Source organism: Cupriavidus sp. 10L43_2, assembly GCF_056395265.1.
Genome location: NZ_JBFTJE010000030.1, coordinates 22,506 through 42,210 on the forward strand (window position 1 = coordinate 22,506; position 19,705 = coordinate 42,210).

A 19,705-nucleotide genomic window follows, 5' to 3' on the forward strand; every position below is an offset into this window, starting at 1 on the left:
CTGGTGAGCGCGGTCGGGAAAAGGGGGTCATGTCGGCGCGTGACGCGGGTCGATCATCGCGACCAGGCTGCCGACGCGAATCACCGGCGTGGGGCCAATACGGACTTCACCACCGAACACCACCGCATTGGGCAGTAGCCGGTCTATCCGGGCGTCCAGCGTCAGCACGGAGTCGAAGGGCACGTCGTGGATCAGTTCGATGCCGGTCATGGCGCCGAGTACCACCTCCCTCGGTGCCCCGCCGGCCTGGCCAAGGAAGAAGAGCGCGATGCCGGCTTGCCCGAGGGATTCGATAGCCAACCCCGCCGGGTACACGGCCGGTGCCTGTGCGGCGAACAGCGGTGATTGGCGGGTAGCGAGTTTGCACGCGCAGATCTGGGCGCCGGCGGTGTAGCTCTGGACCGCATCGACCAACAGGAAGGGGTAGCGATGCGGCAGCAGTGCCGCGACCTGGCGGTGTGTCAGGACCGGTGGCGCCTGAGACGGCGCCACGGCAGGATGTTCGATGGCGGCACACGGCGCGCCACAGGCGAAGCTGGCCCGCGCACAAGGCTTGCCGCGAACACTCGCGGTGGCTGCCAGGGAGAGTCCGTCCGGCCCGGACGTCCGGACAGTTGCCTCGAGGTTGACGACGTCACCGGGCAGGATCGCGTCGAGGTACTGCACCCGCGCCATCGTCCGGACGCGCATGGGATGCCCCGCCGTGCGCGTGGCGAGGCGTTCCGCCAGGACGAGCAACTGGTCCAGCAGCAGGACGCCGGGATAGATCGGGGCACCGGGATAGTGCCCCAGCGCGAAAAGGTCCGTGCCGCTGACCAGCAGCGCTTCGCCCAGTGTGGCGGAAGGGGAGGAGGGTGGCATCGTCACCAGTACCAGACGTTGTTGAAGTGATGAATGAGGGTCGGCATGTCCGCCTCGTCGACGGACTCGACGCCGTCGATGAGGTCCGCAGGAGAAAGACGCAGGCGGTGCAGGTCGGGTCGCCATGCGTACACCGGGACGTTGGCGGCGACCAACGCGGCGACGCCGGACTCGTGGTGGGAAAGTCCGTCTATCGTCAGGCCACCCAACGTCAACAACGGCGCCGGCTGGTCGCGTCGCGCGAACAACACGGTATCGGCCTTGAGCAGGAGGGCATGGTCGGCCCCCATCTGCCGCATGACCCGGCTCAGCCATACGATGTGCCCGTACTGCTCCTCCAGACTGCCGCGATAGGCTTGCTCGACAATGGCGAGTGAACTGCGGGAGCGGCGCCTGCCCCGGCCGGCGGTGGCCGTCATGACTTGACTCCGAGGACCATCGCGCTGTCTGCAGCGCTGAGGTAGTGCTGGAAGCTGAAGGGAATCTTCACCATCGCCTCGGGGATCTGCTGGGTGTTGCCGCGCTCTTCCATGCAATAGCGGCATACCAGCCACTCAAGCTGGTCGCCGTAGCGACGCTTCAGCGTCTGGACCAATGTGGCGGTTGTCGTGCCCGCCGGTGCGTCCGGCGCGAAGAGGTCCGGTGGGCGGCACAGCGAGATCTGCGACAGCCCGGTTGCGTGGCCGCAGTTCCACACAGTGACGTGACGGCCCTGCCGCAAGGCCGCATCCACCATCCGGAACAGGGAGGTCACGGTCTCGGACCGGAACGGTGTGCCCATCATGCCGAAGAAGACGGAACCCGGCGCGGCGTCCGGGGGGAGAGATGCGGTCATGTCAGGAGTGCCAGATGGTCTTGGTCGACGGCTCGCAGATAGCGCGCACGAGGGTGTCTGCATCGATGACGGTGGCAACGCCACGGCTGACCGTCGCCGCCACGCCGCGCAGGGCCAGCGAGACATCGTCCACCGTGATGCGCAATTGCCCGCCATGCCGGCGGCTGAGTGTGCGGATCGTGTCCGGGTCCTGCTGCAGCCAGGTCGCGCCGTCCTGCATCAGGTGCAACTGCACCGAATCGCCGGCTTTCAGCAGCGCCTCGGCCAGGCGGATGCACTCCGTGCCGCCGGGGTTTGCGGGGGAGTGCGTCTCGATGAGCAGGACGGTAACGGTAGGGGTTGCTTCCATGACGAATGCTCCTAGCCGCAGCCGCCGGCATGGTCGAGGATTGCCGCCGGCGGGCTGTCCTCGCTGCACAACGGGTCGGACAGATCGATGGCAGGCATGCCCGTGGCGGCGGCCATGAAGTCCCGGAGGCGATCGACGCCCCAGAACTTCTCCCTGCCGACAGTGAAGAACGGCACGCCGAACACGCCCGTGTGGATGCAGTCCTGCAGCCGGGTCAGTCCGACCTCCCGGACGGCTGCATCCGTGTGGGCCGACGAGAGCGCGTTGGGGTCCAGCCCCAGCGCACTGCCCAGCCGTGCGATGACGTCGGGATCGCAGATGTCCGCGCCTTCCTGCCAGCGCGCCAGCGTGACCCGCTCGAGGAAGGCCAGCCCCTGCCCGTGCATGTCGGCGACGATCCATGCGAGGTGCGGCACCTCCCAGCGCGGCGCGCGATCCAGTGGCCACACCGGCCGGAGCCCGCGCCGCGCCGCAAGGCGCCGCACATCGGCGAGGATGTAGAGATGCTTCTCGCGCGACATCGGGTGATACAGGAACGTGCTGCCGACCATGCTCAGTTGCGCCTGGTAGTCCGCGTCCGGCTCCCAGAAAGGCACCAGTTGGACGGCGGCGAGAAGATCGGGCCGTGTCTGCCTGAGATCGTGCAAGGCCAGCCACGAGTAGGGGCTGCGCAGCGAGAAATAGAAGACGGGATGTGCTGCCTGCATGCCGCCTCCTTCAGTCCGCGCACTGCCTGCCGCGCAGGGCGGCCGAGACCTCGGCGTCGAAGGTCACGAGCGACCAGTCACGGCGGTTCTCGACCACCGCGTAGCCGTGGGTGATCAGGCCAGTCGCCGTATGAACCAGTCCGCCATGCCGTTCGACATAGCAATCCATGCGCGACCGATAGGTGGTGTCCTTGAAAATATCCTCGACGGTGAAGACGGTGTGGATGGTCTCCTCCATCATCGCTTCGTCGAGGATCTGGAGGCTCGCCTGCGGTACGACGGGAATCCACTTCTTGTTCTCCAGCAATGTGCGGATGGAGATTCCACGCTCGGCGACAAAGAGATCCAGCACCTCCTCCATCAGTCTCAGGTAGCCCGAATGCTGGAGGCGATCGTTGAAGTGGCAGTAGAAATAGGGCACCCGCCATTGCCAGACGAAGCGGTTGCCTTCATCGGCAGCCAGCGCGCGACGCACGTCCAGCGGCGGGTTACCGGCCTGGCGCGCCGTGGCCAGGCCGGCATCGGGAATGGAGCGCTGCGGCCCTCGCCGGATCCGGGTACAGGTGTATGGCGCGAGGCGCGGCTCCCCGCTGGCTGGCTGTGGGGTTACGACGCTGTCGTCCAGGCGGAACAGCACGTCCACGTAACCGGTGACGGCCTTCAATGGTTTGCCGTCGCGCGGCACCGTCAGTGTCACGGCGACGCGCAGCACCCCGTCCGGTGCCTTCGGCGACGGCACGACCTCGATATCTACCGTATCGTCAATGTGAAGCGCATGGAGGATCCGTACGCTCGAATCGACGATCTCGAGACAGAGACCTTTCTGCTCATAGAGTTCGCGCGGTCCGAAGCCGTGCGCGCGGAAATGATCGACAACGGCTTCCTCGATGCAATACATGACGTGCTTGAAGCCGATCCAGGTGCAGATGTTGCAGCCTTCGAAGCGGGGCCGGACCTTGGTGTGGGTGCGGTCGAAGCCAGTCGTGTCGGAGTGATGCAAGGTCATGGCGTGGATTCCGTGGAGTGGAAGGAAGGGGTGGCGCCAGCACAAGTCTGGCGAGGCGTGGCCGGCATTGGATCGCCGCGCACCTGCAGGAACTGCGCGATGGCGCCGACAGCGTCGTGCCGGAGATCGTTCAGCAGAAAATGGCCGGCATCGCGAAAGACACGGAGCCGGCCTGCCGGCAGGGTGTCGACCATCGCGCGGACGTCGGGCAATCGCGCAAACTGGTCATCGCCGCCGGCCAACACGAGAAGTGGCTGGCGCACCTCGTGCAGGGGAAGGAAGGGCATCCCGGAGTACAGGCGCCAGAACTCGGTCCAGACGTAGCAACCGAAGTGCTCGCAGGCAGTGCGTGTCATGCGCTGCAGGACGTCCGGCGCCAGCGGGCGCGCGGTGCGGGCGCGGATGCTCTGTTGGACAAAATCCGGGAATGCGTTGACGTGCTGCTGGAACAGGGACCAGGTCACCTCCCGGTGTAACGCCTTGTAGAACGGCGAGACCAGCGCGGCGGGCGCGGTGGCCCCGGGTGTGGCCGGGTGCTGGGCAAGCAGCGTCAGCACGGTGTTGGCGCCGAACGAGTGGGCAATCCAGACGTCCGGGCACAGTTGAAAGCGCTCAAGCGCAGCGGATAACCACCGCTCGGGTGGCAGCACCCGGCCCCAGAGGCCAGACTGCAACCCGTTCCAGGGCAGGTCCAGCACGACGCACCGATGCGTGGCGGCCAGGCGCGGCAGCAGCGGTTCCCAGACGCTRCCTGCTTCCATCATCCCGTGGACCAGCACGGCCAGCGGGGCGCCGACGGGCCCACACACCCGCGCCTGAAGCGTGTAGCCGCCCAGTGATGCCAGCAGCGTCGTCATTGCCCGACGCCGCCCGCTTCAATGACGATGGCTCCGGCGCGGCGGTCCCCCCAGCTGCCACCGCCGAGGACGACCGCCCCGCGAGCCGACTCCGGCTCCGCGGCGCGTGCCTGTTCGCAATGATGGATCAGCGCATACAGCGTGCCGGCCCCATAGGCCGGGCCGGACAATATGCCGAGATCGCGCTGCGCGCCCTCGCGCTGATGGAGTGCGGTGACCGCGTGGGCGGCAAAGCTGTCGCCGGCGACGTAACAAGGCTTGCTCGCATGATCGGTCAGCAGGGCGTCCAGGGCGGGCGAACGTGCCGCATCGGCATGGCAATAGGCGTAGCCGGCCAGGGCACCATGGTGGCGTGCGCCACGGGCGTTGGCATCATCGGTCCGCTCGAGCACCAAGGCGCCTGCGCCTTCCAGCAAGGCGGGCAGCCCGCCGCCTTCGGCAAGCCGGCGGCCGGCCAGCAGGCTGCGCGCCGCCGGGCCATCCACTTCCACCGCGACAACCACCATGCGCCGGGCGCGGCCGTTGCGGATGGCATTGGCGGCCAGCACGATGGCATCGAGCGACGACGAAGCCCCGGTACAGACGGTGAGGTTGAGCGCACGCAGTCCGAAGCGAATGGCGATGGCGGCCGAGACGACATTGCTGGAGGCGTTGGGTAGATCCATTGCGCTGGTGGCATTGACGTGCTGGCGATGGATGGTCTCCGCTGCCTGGCAGACCGTATCCAGATTGCACGTGTTGGTAGCGACCACCACACCGAACCCGTCATCGTGCAAGGACACGGTGTCCGCCTTCACGAAGCCGGCGTCGGCCAGCGCCTTGGATGCTGCGCAGAGGGCCAGCAACGTGGAGCGCTCCTTGTAGCGAAGCCCCTTCCTGCCCAGCAGTCGCTCGGGCGTGAAATGCGGCGCGGCGGGACCGGCCCGCAACCCCTCCGCGAGGCTGTCGTGGGCGGAGAAGGCCGGGATCTCCCAGCCATGACCCGAGATGAGGATGGCCTGCGTGCGGGGATTCATGATTCGCACTCCAGGATGGCCACGGCATTGACGCCGCCGAAGCCGAACGCATTCACCTGGGCCAGCCGCGCATTGACCGGGGTGGCCTCGTTGACGATATTCATGGCGCGCGCCTCCGGCATCAGGTGCTCGAGCCCGACGGTGGGCGGCAGCATGCCCCACTCGATGGCTTCGATCGCCGTGACCACGCCAACCAGCCCCGACGCCCCCGAGGTATGCCCAGTCATCGATTTCATCGCACAGATGCGTGGATGCGAGACGTGTTGCCGCATCACGCGCTGCATGGCCTCGGCCTCGGCCTTGTCGTTGAGCGGCGTACCGGTGCCGTGGGCCATGATGATGTCGATGTCCTCCGGCGCCAGGCCGGCGCGTTGGTAGGCATCCTCGATGGCACGGGCGATGCCCGCCGGATCTGGGGCCGTCTCGTGCGCCGCATCGCAGCTCGTGCCGACGGCCCGCAACGTTGCCAGCACCGGCGCGCCGCGCGCGTTGGCGCTCGCGCGGGATTCCAGTACGACGGCGGCGGCGCCATCGCCCATCAGTACGCCGCGCCGGTCTCGATCGAATGGCCGGACTGCGTCGGGGTGCGAGGGATTCACGCGATCCAGCAAGCCGAACATGCTCTTCGTGATGGTGTCGCAGCCGCCGACGATCGCGAAGTCGAAGGCGCCGTCGCGCAGGAAGTCCTCGGCAACCGCGAGTGCGAAGCTGGAGGCGGAGCAGGCATTGGCGAGCGTGATGACCGGAAAGCTGGTGTGCAGCCTTCGGTTCAGTGCGCGCTCGAAATGCAACTGGTCGATCGTCATCGGCGTGCCGACCGTCCAGAACAGTTCCAGCGTGCGTAGCTCCCGCAGGCCGGTTCCCACCACGACGACGCAACGGGCGTCCGGCGGCAGTGCGGCCTCCCGCACGGCGGCCTGTACCGCATCGCAGAGCAGTTCGGTGGCGCGCAGCGCCCGGTCGATGCCGCCGGGGCGGTCGTCAATCTCATAGGCGTTGCGCACGTTGAAATGGTCGGCGGTAAATGCTTGCAGGCGCTTGCGGCCGGAGTGCCCTGAGCACAGGCTCTCGAAACACGTGCATTTGTCTTCGCCGAGGCTGGTCTTCATGGCCGAGCCGGTGATCGCATATGTCATGGAAGTTCCTTAGCCGCAGGCGCGCGGCGCACGATGAGGCAGCCCGCGTGCCCGTCGTCGGTGGTGGCCAGGACCATGCCCGCCGCACCGGCGGGGGCCTGTTCGAGACAGGCAAGCAGATGGCAGAGCGCGAGCACGAAGGTGGCGCTGTAGGTGTCGCCGAACCGATCGACGAGCGCCGTCTGGTGGACGGTCATGCTGGCGCCGGGCAGCCGCGCGATGGCGCGCCGTTCGATGTCGGCAATGCGAGGCTCGGCCGCGCCGCACAGGCAACAAGCGACCACCTCGGACGCATCGAGGCCGGCTTGCGTCAGGGCTTCGCCGATGCAGGCCAGTGCGCCCTCCACCGCGTGGTCCAGCGCCAGATCCCCGGCCGGGCCGTCGACGGGTTCGCTGTAGCGCCCGTAACGCAAGGCCAGGATGGCCACCCCTTCATGCTGCAGCGTGGTGCGCTCGAGCGAGAACATCGCGCAGCCTTCGCCCAGGGGCACGGCTTGCCGCTTGCCCAGCTGGATCAGGCCGCGATGTGCCCAGGCCGTCTGCACGCAAAGCTCCTCGACGGCACCTGTCAGAAGCCGGTCCGCATAGCCCCGGCGCAGCATCTGCGAGGYGTACTGCAGCGCGAGCAGTCCGGACAGCCGCCCTCCCGAGATGGTTGCGTTCACCGCGCGCGCCTTGAAGCGAATGGCGCACTGGCCCGCCGCGCAGTTCATCACGGTGTTCGGGAAGTGGGCGGGATTGACCAGGAATGGCCGCTCCTGGACCAGCGAGTCGCGCGTGAAATCGCTGGTGCTGCGGATACTGCCGGTACTGGTGCCCAGCACGAACCCGGTTCGTTCGGCTTGCTCCCCTTCATAAGGCGGCTGGTCGCCATGCAGCAGGCGCGCCGTGCAAAGCGCGAGCGCCGTGGTGCGGTCGATGGAACGGGTTCCCTTGGCGCCAATCAGTGCGGAGACGTCGAAGTGTGCCGGGCGATAGGCGACGTCCTGCGGATACGGGTCGGTCGATTGCGGCAGTTCAGTCACCGGGGGTGCCGTTGGGTCGGCCGTGCGCAACGCATCCGCCCCCACCCCCAGGGCCGATATCGCCTGCCAGCCAACAATCGAGATGCCATGGGCGGTCATGCGCTGCTCCTCATTGGGGGTACCTCGCGTACACGGTGATGGCGTTGTTGCCGCCGAAGGCAAAGCCGTTGTTCTGCACCACGCGCAGGTCGGCGGCGCGCGAGTGGTTGGGTACGCAATCGAGCGGGCAGCGGGGGTCCGTCTCACCATGGTTGATGGTCGGCGGCAGGAATCCGTCCCGGACGGCCACCGCGCAGGCGATGCTGGCCAGTGCGCTGGCGGCGCCCATGGTGTGTCCGATCATCGACTTGATGGAGGAAACCGGCGGCTTGGTGGCGCCGAACACCTCGGCGATGGCACCGGATTCCGTGATGTCGTTGGCGATGGTGCCGGTGCCGTGGGCGCAGATGTACTGGATCTGCGCCGCGCTGACGCCCGCGTTACGGTGTGCGAGCCGGATGCAGCGCACGATGCTGTCCCGATTCGGCGCCACCATGTGGTCCGCGTCGCAGGTCAGTCCGTAGCCCAGGACCTCGGCGTAGATCCGCGCGCCACGGGCCAGGGCGCTGTCGAGCGACTCGAGCAGAAGCAGACCGGCCCCTTCGCCCGTCAGGATGCCCTTGCGGTCCTTGTCGAATGGCTGGCAGACCTGCGGCGCGATGGTGCCCAGCCGGTAGAAGCCGGCGAATGTCTTGCGGCATACCGAGTCCGCGCCGCCGCACAGCATGGCGTCCGCATCCCCGAGCCCGATGCAGTCATAGGCATAGCCGATGGCGTAGTTGCCGGCCGAGCATGCCGTGGGGAGGGTGATGGCGCCGCCGCGCAAGCCCAGCGCGCGCGCCACCGCGAATGAGATGTGGTGCGAAGGCACCTGCTGGAGCAGTGCGGGGTCAATGCCGGCATAGCCATGGCGTACCGCCTGCTCGGTGAGCTGGTCGATCACCTGCGATTCGCCGTCGGTCGTCCCGATGGACACGCCGCAGCGGGCCTGTTTGAGCTGGGCTGTATCGATCCCGCTGTCACGTATCGCCATGCCGGCCGCCGCGACCGCGAACTGTGCACTGCGGCCCAGTGTGCTCGGATCGATCCCGGCGATCCAGGTGGCGGGGTCGAAATTCCGGACTTCGCATCCGCGATGGCTGGCGAAGCCCGACGTGTCGAAGGAGCGAATCTCGGACACGCCGCACGCCCCGGCACGGAGCGCGTCGGTGAACGCCTTCACGCCAAGACCTATGCTGCTCACGGCACCAATGCCGGTCACGACGACACGTCGCATGATGATGGCTCCGGTGCGTGACTCAGGACTTGATCGAGGCGGCTTCATCCACCACCTGGCAGACGCCCTCCAGGTTCACCATGCGAGCCAGCCCGTCCTGCGAGATGGTCACGCCGAAAGCCTTCTCCAGGCTGGCGAGGATTTCGATGGCGCGCAGCGAATCCGCGTCATGGTCTTCCTTGAAGCGGCTGGTCATGGTCATGTCGGTCGGCTCGATCTCAAGGATTTCGGAAACGATCTGCTTGATGGCGACGATGCGGTCGGGGGAAGTCATGATGGATGTGCTCCTTCTTGGGTGGAAAGCGGTCAGCATTGGGAAACAAATGCCATGTAGCGGTGCTCGTGTATGGCGACGAGGATGAAGGGGTGGTCGTCACGCAGCGTCGGCAGGGCGCACAGCAGGGGTGCCAGGGCGCCTGCGTCGTCGCACGTGAGGATGTCTGGGGGCGGAAGGCCTTTGGGCCAGCTGAGCGGCGTGCGGGCCGGGACAACAAGCCGCGTCGGTCCGGGAAACCCGGAGGCGGTGCGCGTCAGCGCGTGGACCAGCCGCCGCGGCAGTTGTCCGGTCGTTTCGACCCGGCCCCAACCGAGGGGCCGCAGGCAATGACCGTTCTCCGTCGCGCGCCTGCCCAGCCGGAGCGCGACGGCGCCCGGCAGGATGGCTGCGCCGGCACCCTCGGGGATCGCCTCTTCGGCGGCAATGACCAGCGATTGGTCGGCGCGACCGGCCTGGATCGCCTGGATGCCCAGCATCAGGGCTTCGAAGCCGGCCAGGAACGGCGACGTGACGGTGCTGCATAGCGCGCGGGCCTGACAGTCGATGGCGACGTGGGCGGCGGCAATATTGGCCGAGATATTGGGTGCGCTGACGGTGCTGACGGCATCCAGTCCGCCGTGGGCCACGGCCTGATCGAACAGGTGCCGGACTGAGACATCCGCGACACTTGTACCGAAACAAAGCGCGAGCCGCTCAGGGGCGACGCGGCCATCCGTGCATGGATCGGGACACCGGCGCGCCGCGGCCAGCGCGTAGCGCGTGGTGTCGTTGAGGTAGCGGTGCCGCGTACCCGGCAGCCACAGGGCCGGATCGAACCAGTCCGGGTCGACGATCGCAAGCGTGCCAGGCGAGCACGGGAGAAGATCTTCCCCGATGCCGGGCGCCACGGCCGCGCAGGTCAGGAGATTGACGGCGCTCATGGCGTCCCTTCCTGCAAGACCAGGGACACGTTGTTCCCACCGAATCCACAGGCATTGATGAGTGCCCGAAGCGGCCGTCTTGCCCGCAGTGGCGTTTCACGGCTGGGCAGCCGGATGCGCGTGGCCGGATCAGGGCGCTCGCAGTAGCCTGCCGGCACCTTCCGATGTGCCAGTGCAAGCGCGGCCGCGAGCAGGGAGAACATGCCGGACGCGCCTGCGGTGTGTCCGATATGCGCCTTGGCGGACAGCACCGGTGGCATGACGACGCTTGGGCCAAGCACTGCCGCCAGAATGTTGCCTTCGATGCGGTCGTTGGGGGGCGTGCCGGTGCCGTGTGGCACGATGACGTCGATGCCGTCGATGCCGTCGATGCCGACATTCGCATCGCGCAGCGCCTCGCGCAAGGCCCGGGAGATGTCCCGGCCGCCGGGTTCTGGGGCGGTCGGGTGGAAGGCGTCGCAGCTCACGCCGATGCCTCGGATGCGTCCGGCGGATCCGGCGTGCGCGGCAGCTTCGCTGTCGGCCACGAGTACCAGCGCGGCGGCGCCTTCGCCCAGCACGGTGCCCAGGCGGCGGACGTCGAAGGGCATGCACCGCTGCGGATCGAGCGCCGTCATGCGTTGAAAGCCCGCTTGGGTGACGTGGGAAAGCAGGTCGGCGCCGATCACGATCATCGCGTCGGCCATGCCGGCCCGGATGATGTCCACCGCATGGACCAGGGCATGAAGGCCAGCCGAGCAGGCGTTGGCGGCGACGAAAGCCGGTCCGGACACCTGAATGGGCAGCACGTGCGGCAGCGTGTCGATGGCGCGGTACGGGTGGCTCGCGGCATACGGCGCCACGGCGCCTTCTAGGCGGTGCCGTTCGGCACGGCGGCTGTCCCCGGCCGCCGTGCCAAGCACCAGACCGGTGTGCAGGGTGTCGAGTGCATGGCCGCGTCTGCGGGCGTCATCGAGGGCTTGCAGGGCAACATCTGCGATCAGGCTGTCGAAGTCGGCATGCACATGAGAGGCCGACGCGGGCAGGCAATGGCCATGGCGCCACGTCCGCCCATCGGTACTCCGCGGGACGATGGCGTTCGGTGACGGCGCCTCGGGTGCGCGTTGCAGGGCACGCCAGAAGGCTTCGACATCCGGACCTGCGGCGGAGCAGGCGCCGAATCCGGCCAGCAGGACATCGCGCCGCTGTGTCATCGCTGGCCTCCAGCGGCGCCGAGTGTCGTCGCGCCAATGGAGAAGGCCATCAGATCGTCGAACAGGGCGACAGTGCGTCCCCCGACGCTGGTCTGTCCCGCCAGGTGGGCCACGTTGCGCCCACATTCCAGGAGATGGACGTCGTGGCGAAGCTGGTCCCCCGGCAGGGCTCGGCCAAGCAGATGGATGCCGCGAAACTCGCCGAACACGGTCAGCGAGGCGGCGCCGCCAGCGTCCGCAAAGAAGCCGCGCCGGGATAGCAGCAGCCCCGCGCCCTGGGCGAAGGACTCCACCAGCAGCGCCAACGGATATGCCAGTTGCGCCTCGTCCATGCCGCGATGCGCGGCGCCGAAGCAAGGCTCATTGAGCGTGATGTTCTTGTAGGCGACTGCGCGAGCAGTGCCATCCAGCGCCACACGATCGATCAGCCGCATGGGATGACCATGCGGTAGCACCTTGAGGGCGACGGTCGGATCGCGCGGCAAATCCGCCGCGGATACTTCCGGGGCGCCTGCATGGCGTGGCACCGGGCCAGTGCCGAGGATGCCGTGGGCCACCGCGCTACCAGGCTTGGTAAAGCGGATCTGCACCGCATCGAGGTCATCCCAGGCAACCTGCAATGTGCAGGTGTCCCCCGGCAGGACCGGGTTCTGGAAGCGCAGGCGCGTCACACTGGTGACGCGGCGCCCCGTCTGGCCGCTCTGCGCGAGCGCATGGTTGGCGGCATGCTGCGCCATCTCCAGCAGGAATGCCCCGGGCAGGATGGGGTACGTCGGAAAGTGGCCCTGAAAGCTGTCGTCGTCGTCCGCAAAACGCCAGTCGAATTCCCATTCGCGGAGGCCGGGCCGGCGACAGTCCGAGAAGCCCCGGACGCTGCGGGCCATGATGAGAGGCGGGAGGATGTCGTCCACGATATCGCCCTGGCGCCTTAGAGGACGAGCCCGCCGTCGATCTGAAAGACCTGGCCCGTGACGTAGGCCGCGTCGGCGGAGGCCAGGAAGCGGACCAACGCCGCGACTTCCTCGGGCCTGCCAAAGCGGCGCAGCGGCACGCGGGCCAGTGCGGCCGACGCGACGCTGTCGGAAAGGCCTGCCGTCATGTCGGATTCGATGAAACCCGGCGCCACGGCATTGACGCGCACGCCGTAGGGCGCAACCTCCTTGGCCAGCGCCCGGGTGAAGCCGATCATGCCGGCCTTCGATGCCGAATAGTTGGTCTGGGTAGCGTTACCGTAGACGCCCGCAATGGACGCCACGTTGACGATGACGCCGGTGCGCCGCTTCATGAAGTGGAAGGCGGCGGACCGGCTCAAGTGGAAGGTGCCGGTGAGATTGGTGTCGATGACCGCGGCCCATGCATCGGGTCGCATTGTCGCCAGCGGCGCATCGCGGGTGATGCCGGCGTTGTTCACCAGCACGTCGACCTGGCCGAGATGTTCGATGGTCTCGGCAAAGAAGCGCTCGCAGGCGCCCGCGTCGGCAACGTTGCATTGCAGGGCCAGCGAGGGGATGCCTGCGGCGCGCAGCTGGGCGAGTGTCTCGAGGCCGGCATCGCCTGATGCGTGATGGCAGTAGGAGATTGCGTAGCCAGCGTCGGCCAATGCCAGGCATATCGCCCGGCCGATCCCGCGTGAGCCGCCGCTGACCAGTGCAACCGGGCGCTGCGGCGATGCCATCGATGTCATCTGCCATTCCTCGCAATGTCGATGGCGCATTGCAACAGACATGGCGAAGTGCAGTAACTACCAAATCTGATAGGCGCGTGGGCTACGTTTGCGCCAAGTCAACTCACCCGTTGAGCCACCCCTGCAAGGCAGCGCACACGGCTGCCGCCGTCTTGTTCCTGGCCTGCAGCTTGAGCATTGCATTGCGAATGTGGAAGTTGACGGTGTTGCCGGAGACCATCAGCAATGCGGCGATTTCCGACGAGGTCTTGCCCTGGGCAGTCAGTTTCAGGACTTCGAGCTCGCGCTCGGTCAGGGGCGACTGTCCTTGCCCGGTGGGGCGCGCCATGCGTTGCTGGTCCAGCACGAGATGAACCACGAAGGCGAACCAGCGCATGCGAATTTCGCGACGGCCAAGCTTGCCGTTGACCGGCGGGGTTGGCGACGGGGCGGAGGGTAGGGGCCCACCGCGCATGGCCAGGGTGAAGTCTTCCTCCGACAGACCGTGGCACAGGCCCAGCAGCCTTGCCTCGCTCCACAGCTGGCTCGCCGAGAATGTCATGCTGCGGTTCCCCATATCGAAGCCGAGCATCGCGGCGGTCGTCTCGATGCTCTCGAGTACTTCACGCTCCGAGGCTGCCGGCTTGCTGATGCGATTGAGTCGATCCTGCCAATTGCCCATTGCATCGCCCCTTGTTGAGAGTCTGGCAATGCCCATGGAACTCTGCAACCGTCGAGAACGCAATCGCCGTTATCCGAAATAGCGATCTCGGCAGCATCGGCGCCGAGCCCGGGCGCCTTAGTGGTAAGGTTACGGCTTTCCCGAATTCCGCTGTCCATGTCGCGCGCACTGGCGATCCTCAAAGAAGTCTTCGGCTACCACGCCTTTCGCGGCCGGCAGGCAGAGATCATCGACCATGTGGCCGAGGGCGGCGATTGCCTGGTGCTTATGCCCACGGGCGGCGGGAAGTCGCTCTGCTACCAGATACCGGCGCTGCTGCGCCAGCAGGCGGGGCAGGGGGTCGGTATCGTCGTCTCGCCGCTGATTGCGCTGATGCAGGATCAGGTGGCGGCGCTGACCGAGGCTGGTGTGCGCGCCGCGGTGCTTAATTCCACGCTGACCAGCAGCGAAGCCTCCGCCGTGGAGCGCGACCTGCTCGCGGGGCGGCTGGAAATCCTCTATGTGGCGCCCGAGCGGCTGATGACGCCGCGCTTCCTCGACCTGCTCGAACGTACCCGCGTCGGGCTGTTCGCGATCGACGAGGCGCATTGTGTGTCGCAATGGGGCCACGACTTCCGGCCCGAGTACATCCAGCTGTCGGTGCTGCACGAGCGCTTCCCGCAGGTGCCGCGTATTGCACTCACGGCCACGGCGGACACGCAGACGCGCGAAGAGATCGTCGAGCGGCTGGCGCTGGACGACGCGCGCGTGTTCATCTCCAGCTTCGACCGGCCGAACATCCGCTACCGCATCGTCGAGAAAGACAATGCGCGCAACCAGCTGCTCGCCTTTATCAAGGCCGAACACATGAATGGCCACGGCGGGCACGACAGCGGCATCATCTATTGCCTGTCGCGCAAGAAGGTCGAGGATACCGCCGCCTGGCTGGCCGGCCACGGCATCCAGGCGCTGGGGTATCACGCCGGCATGGATGCCCAAGTGCGGCAGCGTCACCAGGCACGCTTCCGGGAAGAGGAGGGCATCGTGATGGTGGCGACAATTGCCTTCGGCATGGGCATTGACAAGCCGGACGTCCGGTTCGTCGCCCATATGGACCTGCCCAAGAGCATGGAAGGCTATTACCAGGAAACCGGTCGCGCTGGCCGCGACGGCCTGCCCGCCAATGCCTGGATGGCCTACGGCCTGGGCGACGTGGTGCAGCAGAAGCGGATGATCGACGAGTCCGAAGCGGACGATGCCCACAAGCGCGTGTCGTCCTCCAAGCTCGACGCCCTGCTGGGTTTGTGCGAGACGGCCGGCTGCCGGCGCGTGCGCATCCTGGCGTATTTCGACGAAAACGCTGAGCCGTGCGGCAATTGCGACACTTGCCTTGAGCCGCCAGCGACCTGGGACGGCACGCGCGAGGCGCAGATGGCCCTGTCCTGCGTCTACCGCACGGCCCAGGCGAGCCGCGTCCACTTCGGCGCGACCCATCTGATCGATATCCTGCGCGGCAACGCCAACGAGAAGATCCGGCAGTGGGGCCATGACAAGGTCTCGACCTTCGGCATCGGCAAGGACCGGTCGGTCTCGGAGTGGCATGCGATCTTCCGCCAGCTGATTGCCCACGGGCTGCTGGTGATCGACCATGGCGGCCATGGCGCGTTGCTGCTGGGCGAGTCGGCCCGGGCCGTGCTCAAGGGCGAGCAGCCGATCACGCTGCGCCGGCAGGTCAGCAAACCGGCCAAGTCCGGCGACCGCGCCGCACGTGGCACGCGTACCGACCATACCGCGACGATGGACCCCGACGCGCTGGCCCACTGGGAGGCGCTGCGCAGTTGGCGCACGGCGGCGGCGCGCGAGCACGGCGTGCCGGCCTACGTCATCTTCCATGACGCGACGCTGGCCGAACTGGCCCGCAGCGCGCCCGAATCGCTCGGCGAACTGGCTGAAGTGCCCGGTATCGGTGCATCGAAGCTCGAGCGCTACGGCGAGGAAATCCTCGAGACGCTGCGCGCGGTCCGAGTCTGACCGGGGCGCCCACCCAAGGCGTATACAGAGCGGGTATACCGCTTGACCATTGTCAACACCCCTGCTAGGATGCCAGATTCGAGTTTTTGGCTTTGGATTTCGCTCGTCCGTCGGACGCGCGCCCGCGGAGTGATCCTTGCGGCGCAGCCGGCAGGATAGCCAAGCGGGATCCGGGCGAGCTCGCGCTCTTTGGCAAGTCTGTCACTTCACAGCCCTTCCTTTCGAGCGCCCGCTCTCCATTCCCGTCCGAAACCCGTAGTTGCCCCTCAGGCCGAATTCATTGATATGGAGCCGGCGGAGGGGTGTTTTTGTAAAACCAAGCTGGATTGAACAATGCCAACTATCAACCAACTGGTTCGCAAGCCGCGTGTCTCTGAAGTCGTCAAGAGCAAGAGCCCTGCGCTTGAGAACTGCCCGCAGCGTCGCGGCGTGTGCACCCGTGTGTACACCACGACGCCGAAGAAGCCGAACTCGGCACTGCGTAAGGTCGCCAAGGTGCGCCTGACCAACGGTTTCGAGGTCATCTCGTACATCGGCGGTGAAGGCCACAACCTGCAGGAACACTCGGTCGTGCTGATCCGCGGCGGCCGTGTGAAGGATCTGCCGGGTGTGCGTTACCACATCGTCCGTGGCTCGCTCGACTTGCAAGGCGTGAAGGACCGCAAGCAAGCTCGTTCGAAGTACGGCGCGAAGCGTCCGAAGGCTGCCTGATCGTTTTCAGGGCAGCTGGGCAAGCGATTGCCCGCAGCAGCAACAAGAAGATGGCCTGTGGCGCGAGTCATGGTGCTGTCACCAGGCGGCGGTACAACGGAGAGTTATGCGCCGTGCCGTCGAGTAAGTGGTCACCCGGCGAATTTGCCATGCAGGCAAGCTAGTTGGTGGCCGGAGAGTCGCGATAAGTAACGCGCTCTCAACTGAATCTAAAGGAAAGAAGATGCCACGTCGTCGTGAAGTCCCCAAGCGGGAAGTTCTGCCTGATCCGAAGTTCGGTAACGTTGAAGTTGCCAAGTTCATGAACGTGCTGATGCTGGACGGCAAGAAGTCGGTTGCCGAACGCATTGTGTACGGCGCGTTCGACCAGATCGAAAAGAAGGCAGGCAAGGCCCCCATCGAAGTGTTTTCCGTTGCCATCAACAACGTGAAGCCGGTGGTGGAAGTGAAGAGCCGTCGCGTGGGCGGCGCTAACTATCAGGTTCCGGTCGAAGTCCGTCCGTCGCGTCGTTTGGCATTGGCGATGCGTTGGCTGCGCGAGGCCGCGAAGAAACGCAGCGAGAAGTCGATGGCGCTGCGCCTGGCAGGTGAGCTGCTGGAAGCATCGGAAGGCCGTGGCGGCGCGATGAAGAAGCGCGATGAAGTGCACCGCATGGCCGAAGCCAACAAGGCGTTCTCGCACTTCCGCTTCTAAAGCGAGCGAGACACGTTGTTGGTTGCCGGGCGGGCTGTGTTGCTACACATCTCGCCCGTTTGTGTTAGGGGCGCGGGCGATGAGATGCCGGCGCCTCACGGACGAATAGAGGATTAAAGTGGCTCGTAAGACTCCCATTGAGCGCTACCGCAATATCGGTATTTCGGCTCACATTGACGCGGGTAAAACCACCACGACCGAGCGGATCCTGTTCTACACCGGTGTGAACCACAAGATCGGTGAAGTGCACGATGGCGCGGCCACCATGGACTGGATGGAGCAGGAGCAGGAGCGTGGCATCACGATCACCTCCGCTGCCACCACCGCTTTCTGGAAGGGCATGGCCGGGAACTATCCCGAGCACCGCTTCAACATCATCGACACCCCGGGACACGTGGACTTCACCATCGAGGTGGAGCGCTCCATGCGCGTGCTGGACGGTGCCTGCATGGTCTACTGCGCAGTGGGTGGCGTGCAGCCCCAGTCGGAAACCGTGTGGCGCCAGGCTAACAAGTACGGCGTGCCGCGTCTGGCCTTCGTGAACAAGATGGACCGTACCGGCGCCAACTTCTTCAAGGTCTACGACCAGCTGAAGAACCGCCTGAAGGCCAACCCGGTGCCCGTCGTGGTGCCGATCGGCGCTGAAGACGGCTTCCAGGGCGTCGTCGATCTGCTGGAAATGAAGGCGATCATTTGGGACGAAGCCAGCCAGGGCGTGAAGTTCGAATACCAGGACATCCCGGCCGAGCTGCAAGCTATCGCTGAAGAATGGCGCGAGAAGATGGTCGAGTCCGCCGCCGAAGCCAGCGAAGAGCTGATGGAAAAGTACCTGGGCGGCGAAGAGCTGACCCGTGCCGAGATCGTCAAGGCGCTGCGTGACCGTACCATCGCCTGCGAAATCCAGCCGATGCTGTGCGGCACCGCGTTCAAGAACAAGGGTGTGCAGCGTATGCTGGACGCCGTGATCGACTTCCTGCCGTCGCCGGTCGATATTCCGCCGGTCACCGGCGTGGACGAACGCGACGACGAAAAGAAGCTGGAGCGCAAGGCTGACGACAGCGAGAAGTTCTCGGCGCTGGCGTTCAAGATCATGACCGACCCGTTCGTTGGCCAGCTGATCTTCTTCCGCGTGTACTCGGGCAAGATCAATTCGGGCGACACCGTGTACAACCCGGTGAAGCAGAAGAAGGAGCGTCTGGGCCGTATTCTGCAGATGCACGCGAACCAGCGCGAAGAAATCAAGGAAGTGCTGGCCGGCGACATCGCCGCTGCGGTGGGCCTGAAGGACGCCACCACGGGCGATACGCTGTGCGATCCGGCTGCCCCGATCGTGCTCGAGCGCATGATCTTCCCGGAGCCGGTGATCTCGCAGGCTGTCGAGCCGAAGACCAAGGCTGACCAGGAAAAGATGGGCATCGCCCTGAACCGCCTGGCCGCTGAAGATCCGTCGTTCCGCGTGCGTACCGATGAAGAATCGGGCCAGACCATCATTTCGGGCATGGGCGAGCTCCACCTGGAAATTCTGGTCGACCGCATGAAGCGCGAATTCGGCGTGGAAGCAAACATCGGCGCGCCGCAGGTGGCTTACCGCGAAACCATTCGCAAGAAGGCCGAAGACGTCGAAGGCAAGTTCGTCAAGCAGTCGGGCGGCCGYGGCCAGTACGGTCACGCCGTGATCACGCTGGAACCGCAAGAGCCGGGCAAGGGCTTCGAGTTCATCGACGCCATCAAGGGCGGTGTGATTCCTCGCGAATACATCCCGGCAGTCGAGAAGGGTATCGTCGACACGCTGTCGGCCGGTATTCTGGCTGGCTTCCCGGTGGTGGACGTGAAGGTTACGCTGACGTTCGGTTCGTACCACGATGTGGACTCGAACGAAAACGCGTTCCGCATGGCCGGCTCGATGGCTTTCAAGGAAGCCATGCGCAAGGCCAGCCCGGTTCTGCTCGAGCCGATGATGGCCGTGGAAGTGGAAACGCCGGAAGACTACACGGGTACGGTGATGGGCGATCTGTCGTCCCGTCGCGGCATCGTGCAGGGCATGGACGACATGATTGGCGGCGGCAAGATCATCAAGGCCGAAGTCCCGCTGTCGGAAATGTTCGGTTATTCCACGTCGCTGCGCTCGGCCACGCAAGGTCGCGCCACGTACACCATGGAATTCAAGCATTACGCCGAGGCACCCAAGAACATCGCCGAAGCCGTGATCACGGCCAAGGGCAAGTAATTGGAAGTTTGCCGCCGCGCCTGCCGGTGCGGCGGCGCGATGAAACAACAAGATTGCATTCCATTAGGAGCTGAAAAATGGCAAAGGAAAAGTTCGAGCGGACCAAGCCGCACGTGAACGTAGGTACGATTGGTCACGTTGACCACGGCAAGACGACGCTGACGGCAGCAATCGCCACGGTGCTGGCTGCGAAGTTTGGCGGCTCGGCCAAGAAGTACGAC

22 protein-coding genes are annotated in these 19,705 nt (G+C 66.0%); 5 read left to right on the top strand and 17 right to left on the bottom strand.

Annotation, left to right across the window (positions count from 1 at the left end; genetic code table 11):
- Positions 1 to 27: 27 nt before the first annotated feature.
- The 17 genes from AC1DEL_RS27010 to AC1DEL_RS27090 all read right to left on the bottom strand — a co-directional run bounded on the left by AC1DEL_RS27010 (position 28) and on the right by AC1DEL_RS27090 (position 13,878).
- The gene (locus AC1DEL_RS27010; RefSeq protein WP_441593723.1) at positions 28 to 861 is read right to left on the bottom strand and encodes an ApeI family dehydratase; all 834 of its coding nucleotides are present in this window, start codon (positions 859 to 861) and stop codon (positions 28 to 30) included.
- 2 nt (positions 862 to 863) lie between these two features.
- Positions 864 to 1,280, bottom strand: a complete 417-nt coding sequence (locus tag AC1DEL_RS27015; protein WP_092301740.1) for a hypothetical protein — start codon at positions 1,278 to 1,280, stop codon at positions 864 to 866.
- Entirely contained in the window at positions 1,277 to 1,696 is a 420-nt protein-coding gene (locus AC1DEL_RS27020) for a hypothetical protein (protein WP_092301743.1), read from the bottom strand. The genes AC1DEL_RS27015 and AC1DEL_RS27020 overlap by 4 nt, the downstream gene beginning before the upstream one ends.
- 1 nt (position 1,697) lies before the next feature.
- Positions 1,698 to 2,045, bottom strand: a complete 348-nt coding sequence (locus AC1DEL_RS27025; RefSeq protein ID WP_092301746.1) for a DsrE family protein — start codon at positions 2,043 to 2,045, stop codon at positions 1,698 to 1,700.
- A gap of 11 nt (positions 2,046 to 2,056) precedes the next feature.
- Positions 2,057 to 2,752, bottom strand: coding sequence for a 2-hydroxychromene-2-carboxylate isomerase (locus AC1DEL_RS27030; protein ID WP_441593724.1), 696 nt, complete (start codon positions 2,750 to 2,752; stop codon positions 2,057 to 2,059).
- A gap of 10 nt (positions 2,753 to 2,762) precedes the next feature.
- On the bottom strand, positions 2,763 to 3,758 hold the full coding sequence (locus AC1DEL_RS27035) for a hotdog family protein (protein ID WP_092301751.1): 996 nt from the start codon (positions 3,756 to 3,758) through the stop codon (positions 2,763 to 2,765).
- Positions 3,755 to 4,615, bottom strand: coding sequence for an alpha/beta fold hydrolase (locus AC1DEL_RS27040; protein ID WP_092301754.1), 861 nt, complete (start codon positions 4,613 to 4,615; stop codon positions 3,755 to 3,757). Before AC1DEL_RS27040 ends, AC1DEL_RS27035 begins: the two co-directional genes overlap by 4 nt.
- The gene (locus AC1DEL_RS27045; RefSeq protein WP_454757381.1) at positions 4,612 to 5,631 is read right to left on the bottom strand and encodes a beta-ketoacyl synthase N-terminal-like domain-containing protein; all 1,020 of its coding nucleotides are present in this window, start codon (positions 5,629 to 5,631) and stop codon (positions 4,612 to 4,614) included. The genes AC1DEL_RS27040 and AC1DEL_RS27045 overlap by 4 nt, the downstream gene beginning before the upstream one ends.
- Entirely contained in the window at positions 5,628 to 6,767 is a 1,140-nt protein-coding gene (locus AC1DEL_RS27050) for a beta-ketoacyl-[acyl-carrier-protein] synthase family protein (protein ID WP_477159231.1), read from the bottom strand. Before AC1DEL_RS27050 ends, AC1DEL_RS27045 begins: the two co-directional genes overlap by 4 nt.
- Positions 6,764 to 7,891, bottom strand: a complete 1,128-nt coding sequence (locus AC1DEL_RS27055; RefSeq protein WP_477159232.1) for a beta-ketoacyl synthase N-terminal-like domain-containing protein — start codon at positions 7,889 to 7,891, stop codon at positions 6,764 to 6,766. The genes AC1DEL_RS27050 and AC1DEL_RS27055 overlap by 4 nt, the downstream gene beginning before the upstream one ends.
- Positions 7,892 to 7,901: 10 nt before the next feature.
- A complete protein-coding gene (locus AC1DEL_RS27060; protein WP_454757379.1) occupies positions 7,902 to 9,107 on the bottom strand; it encodes a beta-ketoacyl-[acyl-carrier-protein] synthase family protein in 1,206 nt (401 codons plus the stop codon).
- 22 nt (positions 9,108 to 9,129) lie between these two features.
- Positions 9,130 to 9,381, bottom strand: coding sequence for an acyl carrier protein (locus AC1DEL_RS27065; RefSeq protein ID WP_477108334.1), 252 nt, complete (start codon positions 9,379 to 9,381; stop codon positions 9,130 to 9,132).
- A gap of 32 nt (positions 9,382 to 9,413) precedes the next feature.
- Positions 9,414 to 10,304, bottom strand: a complete 891-nt coding sequence (locus AC1DEL_RS27070; protein WP_477126451.1) for a beta-ketoacyl synthase N-terminal-like domain-containing protein — start codon at positions 10,302 to 10,304, stop codon at positions 9,414 to 9,416.
- Positions 10,301 to 11,497, bottom strand: coding sequence for a beta-ketoacyl synthase N-terminal-like domain-containing protein (locus AC1DEL_RS27075; protein ID WP_477126452.1), 1,197 nt, complete (start codon positions 11,495 to 11,497; stop codon positions 10,301 to 10,303). Before AC1DEL_RS27075 ends, AC1DEL_RS27070 begins: the two co-directional genes overlap by 4 nt.
- Positions 11,494 to 12,408, bottom strand: a complete 915-nt coding sequence (locus tag AC1DEL_RS27080; RefSeq protein WP_143093949.1) for an ApeI family dehydratase — start codon at positions 12,406 to 12,408, stop codon at positions 11,494 to 11,496. The genes AC1DEL_RS27075 and AC1DEL_RS27080 overlap by 4 nt, the downstream gene beginning before the upstream one ends.
- A gap of 17 nt (positions 12,409 to 12,425) precedes the next feature.
- Entirely contained in the window at positions 12,426 to 13,181 is a 756-nt protein-coding gene (gene fabG / locus AC1DEL_RS27085) for a 3-oxoacyl-[acyl-carrier-protein] reductase (protein WP_218158060.1), read from the bottom strand.
- A gap of 103 nt (positions 13,182 to 13,284) precedes the next feature.
- On the bottom strand, positions 13,285 to 13,878 hold the full coding sequence (locus tag AC1DEL_RS27090; RefSeq protein WP_092301781.1) for a helix-turn-helix transcriptional regulator: 594 nt from the start codon (positions 13,876 to 13,878) through the stop codon (positions 13,285 to 13,287).
- 120 nt (positions 13,879 to 13,998) lie between these two features.
- Here AC1DEL_RS27090 and recQ point away from each other — a divergent pair, with 120 nt between their 5' ends.
- The 5 genes from recQ to AC1DEL_RS27115 all read left to right on the top strand — a co-directional run.
- Positions 13,999 to 15,852, top strand: a complete 1,854-nt coding sequence (gene recQ / locus AC1DEL_RS27095; RefSeq protein WP_092301784.1) for a DNA helicase RecQ — start codon at positions 13,999 to 14,001, stop codon at positions 15,850 to 15,852.
- A 333-nt stretch (positions 15,853 to 16,185) separates the two neighbouring features.
- Positions 16,186 to 16,563, top strand: a complete 378-nt coding sequence (gene rpsL / locus AC1DEL_RS27100) for a 30S ribosomal protein S12 (protein ID WP_010810460.1) — start codon at positions 16,186 to 16,188, stop codon at positions 16,561 to 16,563.
- A 223-nt stretch (positions 16,564 to 16,786) separates the two neighbouring features.
- Positions 16,787 to 17,257, top strand: a complete 471-nt coding sequence (gene rpsG, locus AC1DEL_RS27105) for a 30S ribosomal protein S7 (RefSeq protein WP_092301786.1) — start codon at positions 16,787 to 16,789, stop codon at positions 17,255 to 17,257.
- Between the two features lie 118 nt (positions 17,258 to 17,375).
- Positions 17,376 to 19,484 carry an elongation factor G gene (fusA, locus tag AC1DEL_RS27110; RefSeq protein ID WP_092301789.1) on the top strand — a complete coding sequence of 703 codons (2,109 nt, stop codon included), beginning with the start codon at positions 17,376 to 17,378 and terminating at the stop codon, positions 19,482 to 19,484.
- A gap of 77 nt (positions 19,485 to 19,561) precedes the next feature.
- The coding region (locus AC1DEL_RS27115) for a GTP-binding protein (RefSeq protein ID WP_477110923.1) at positions 19,562 to 19,705 on the top strand (144 nt) is incomplete at its 3' end.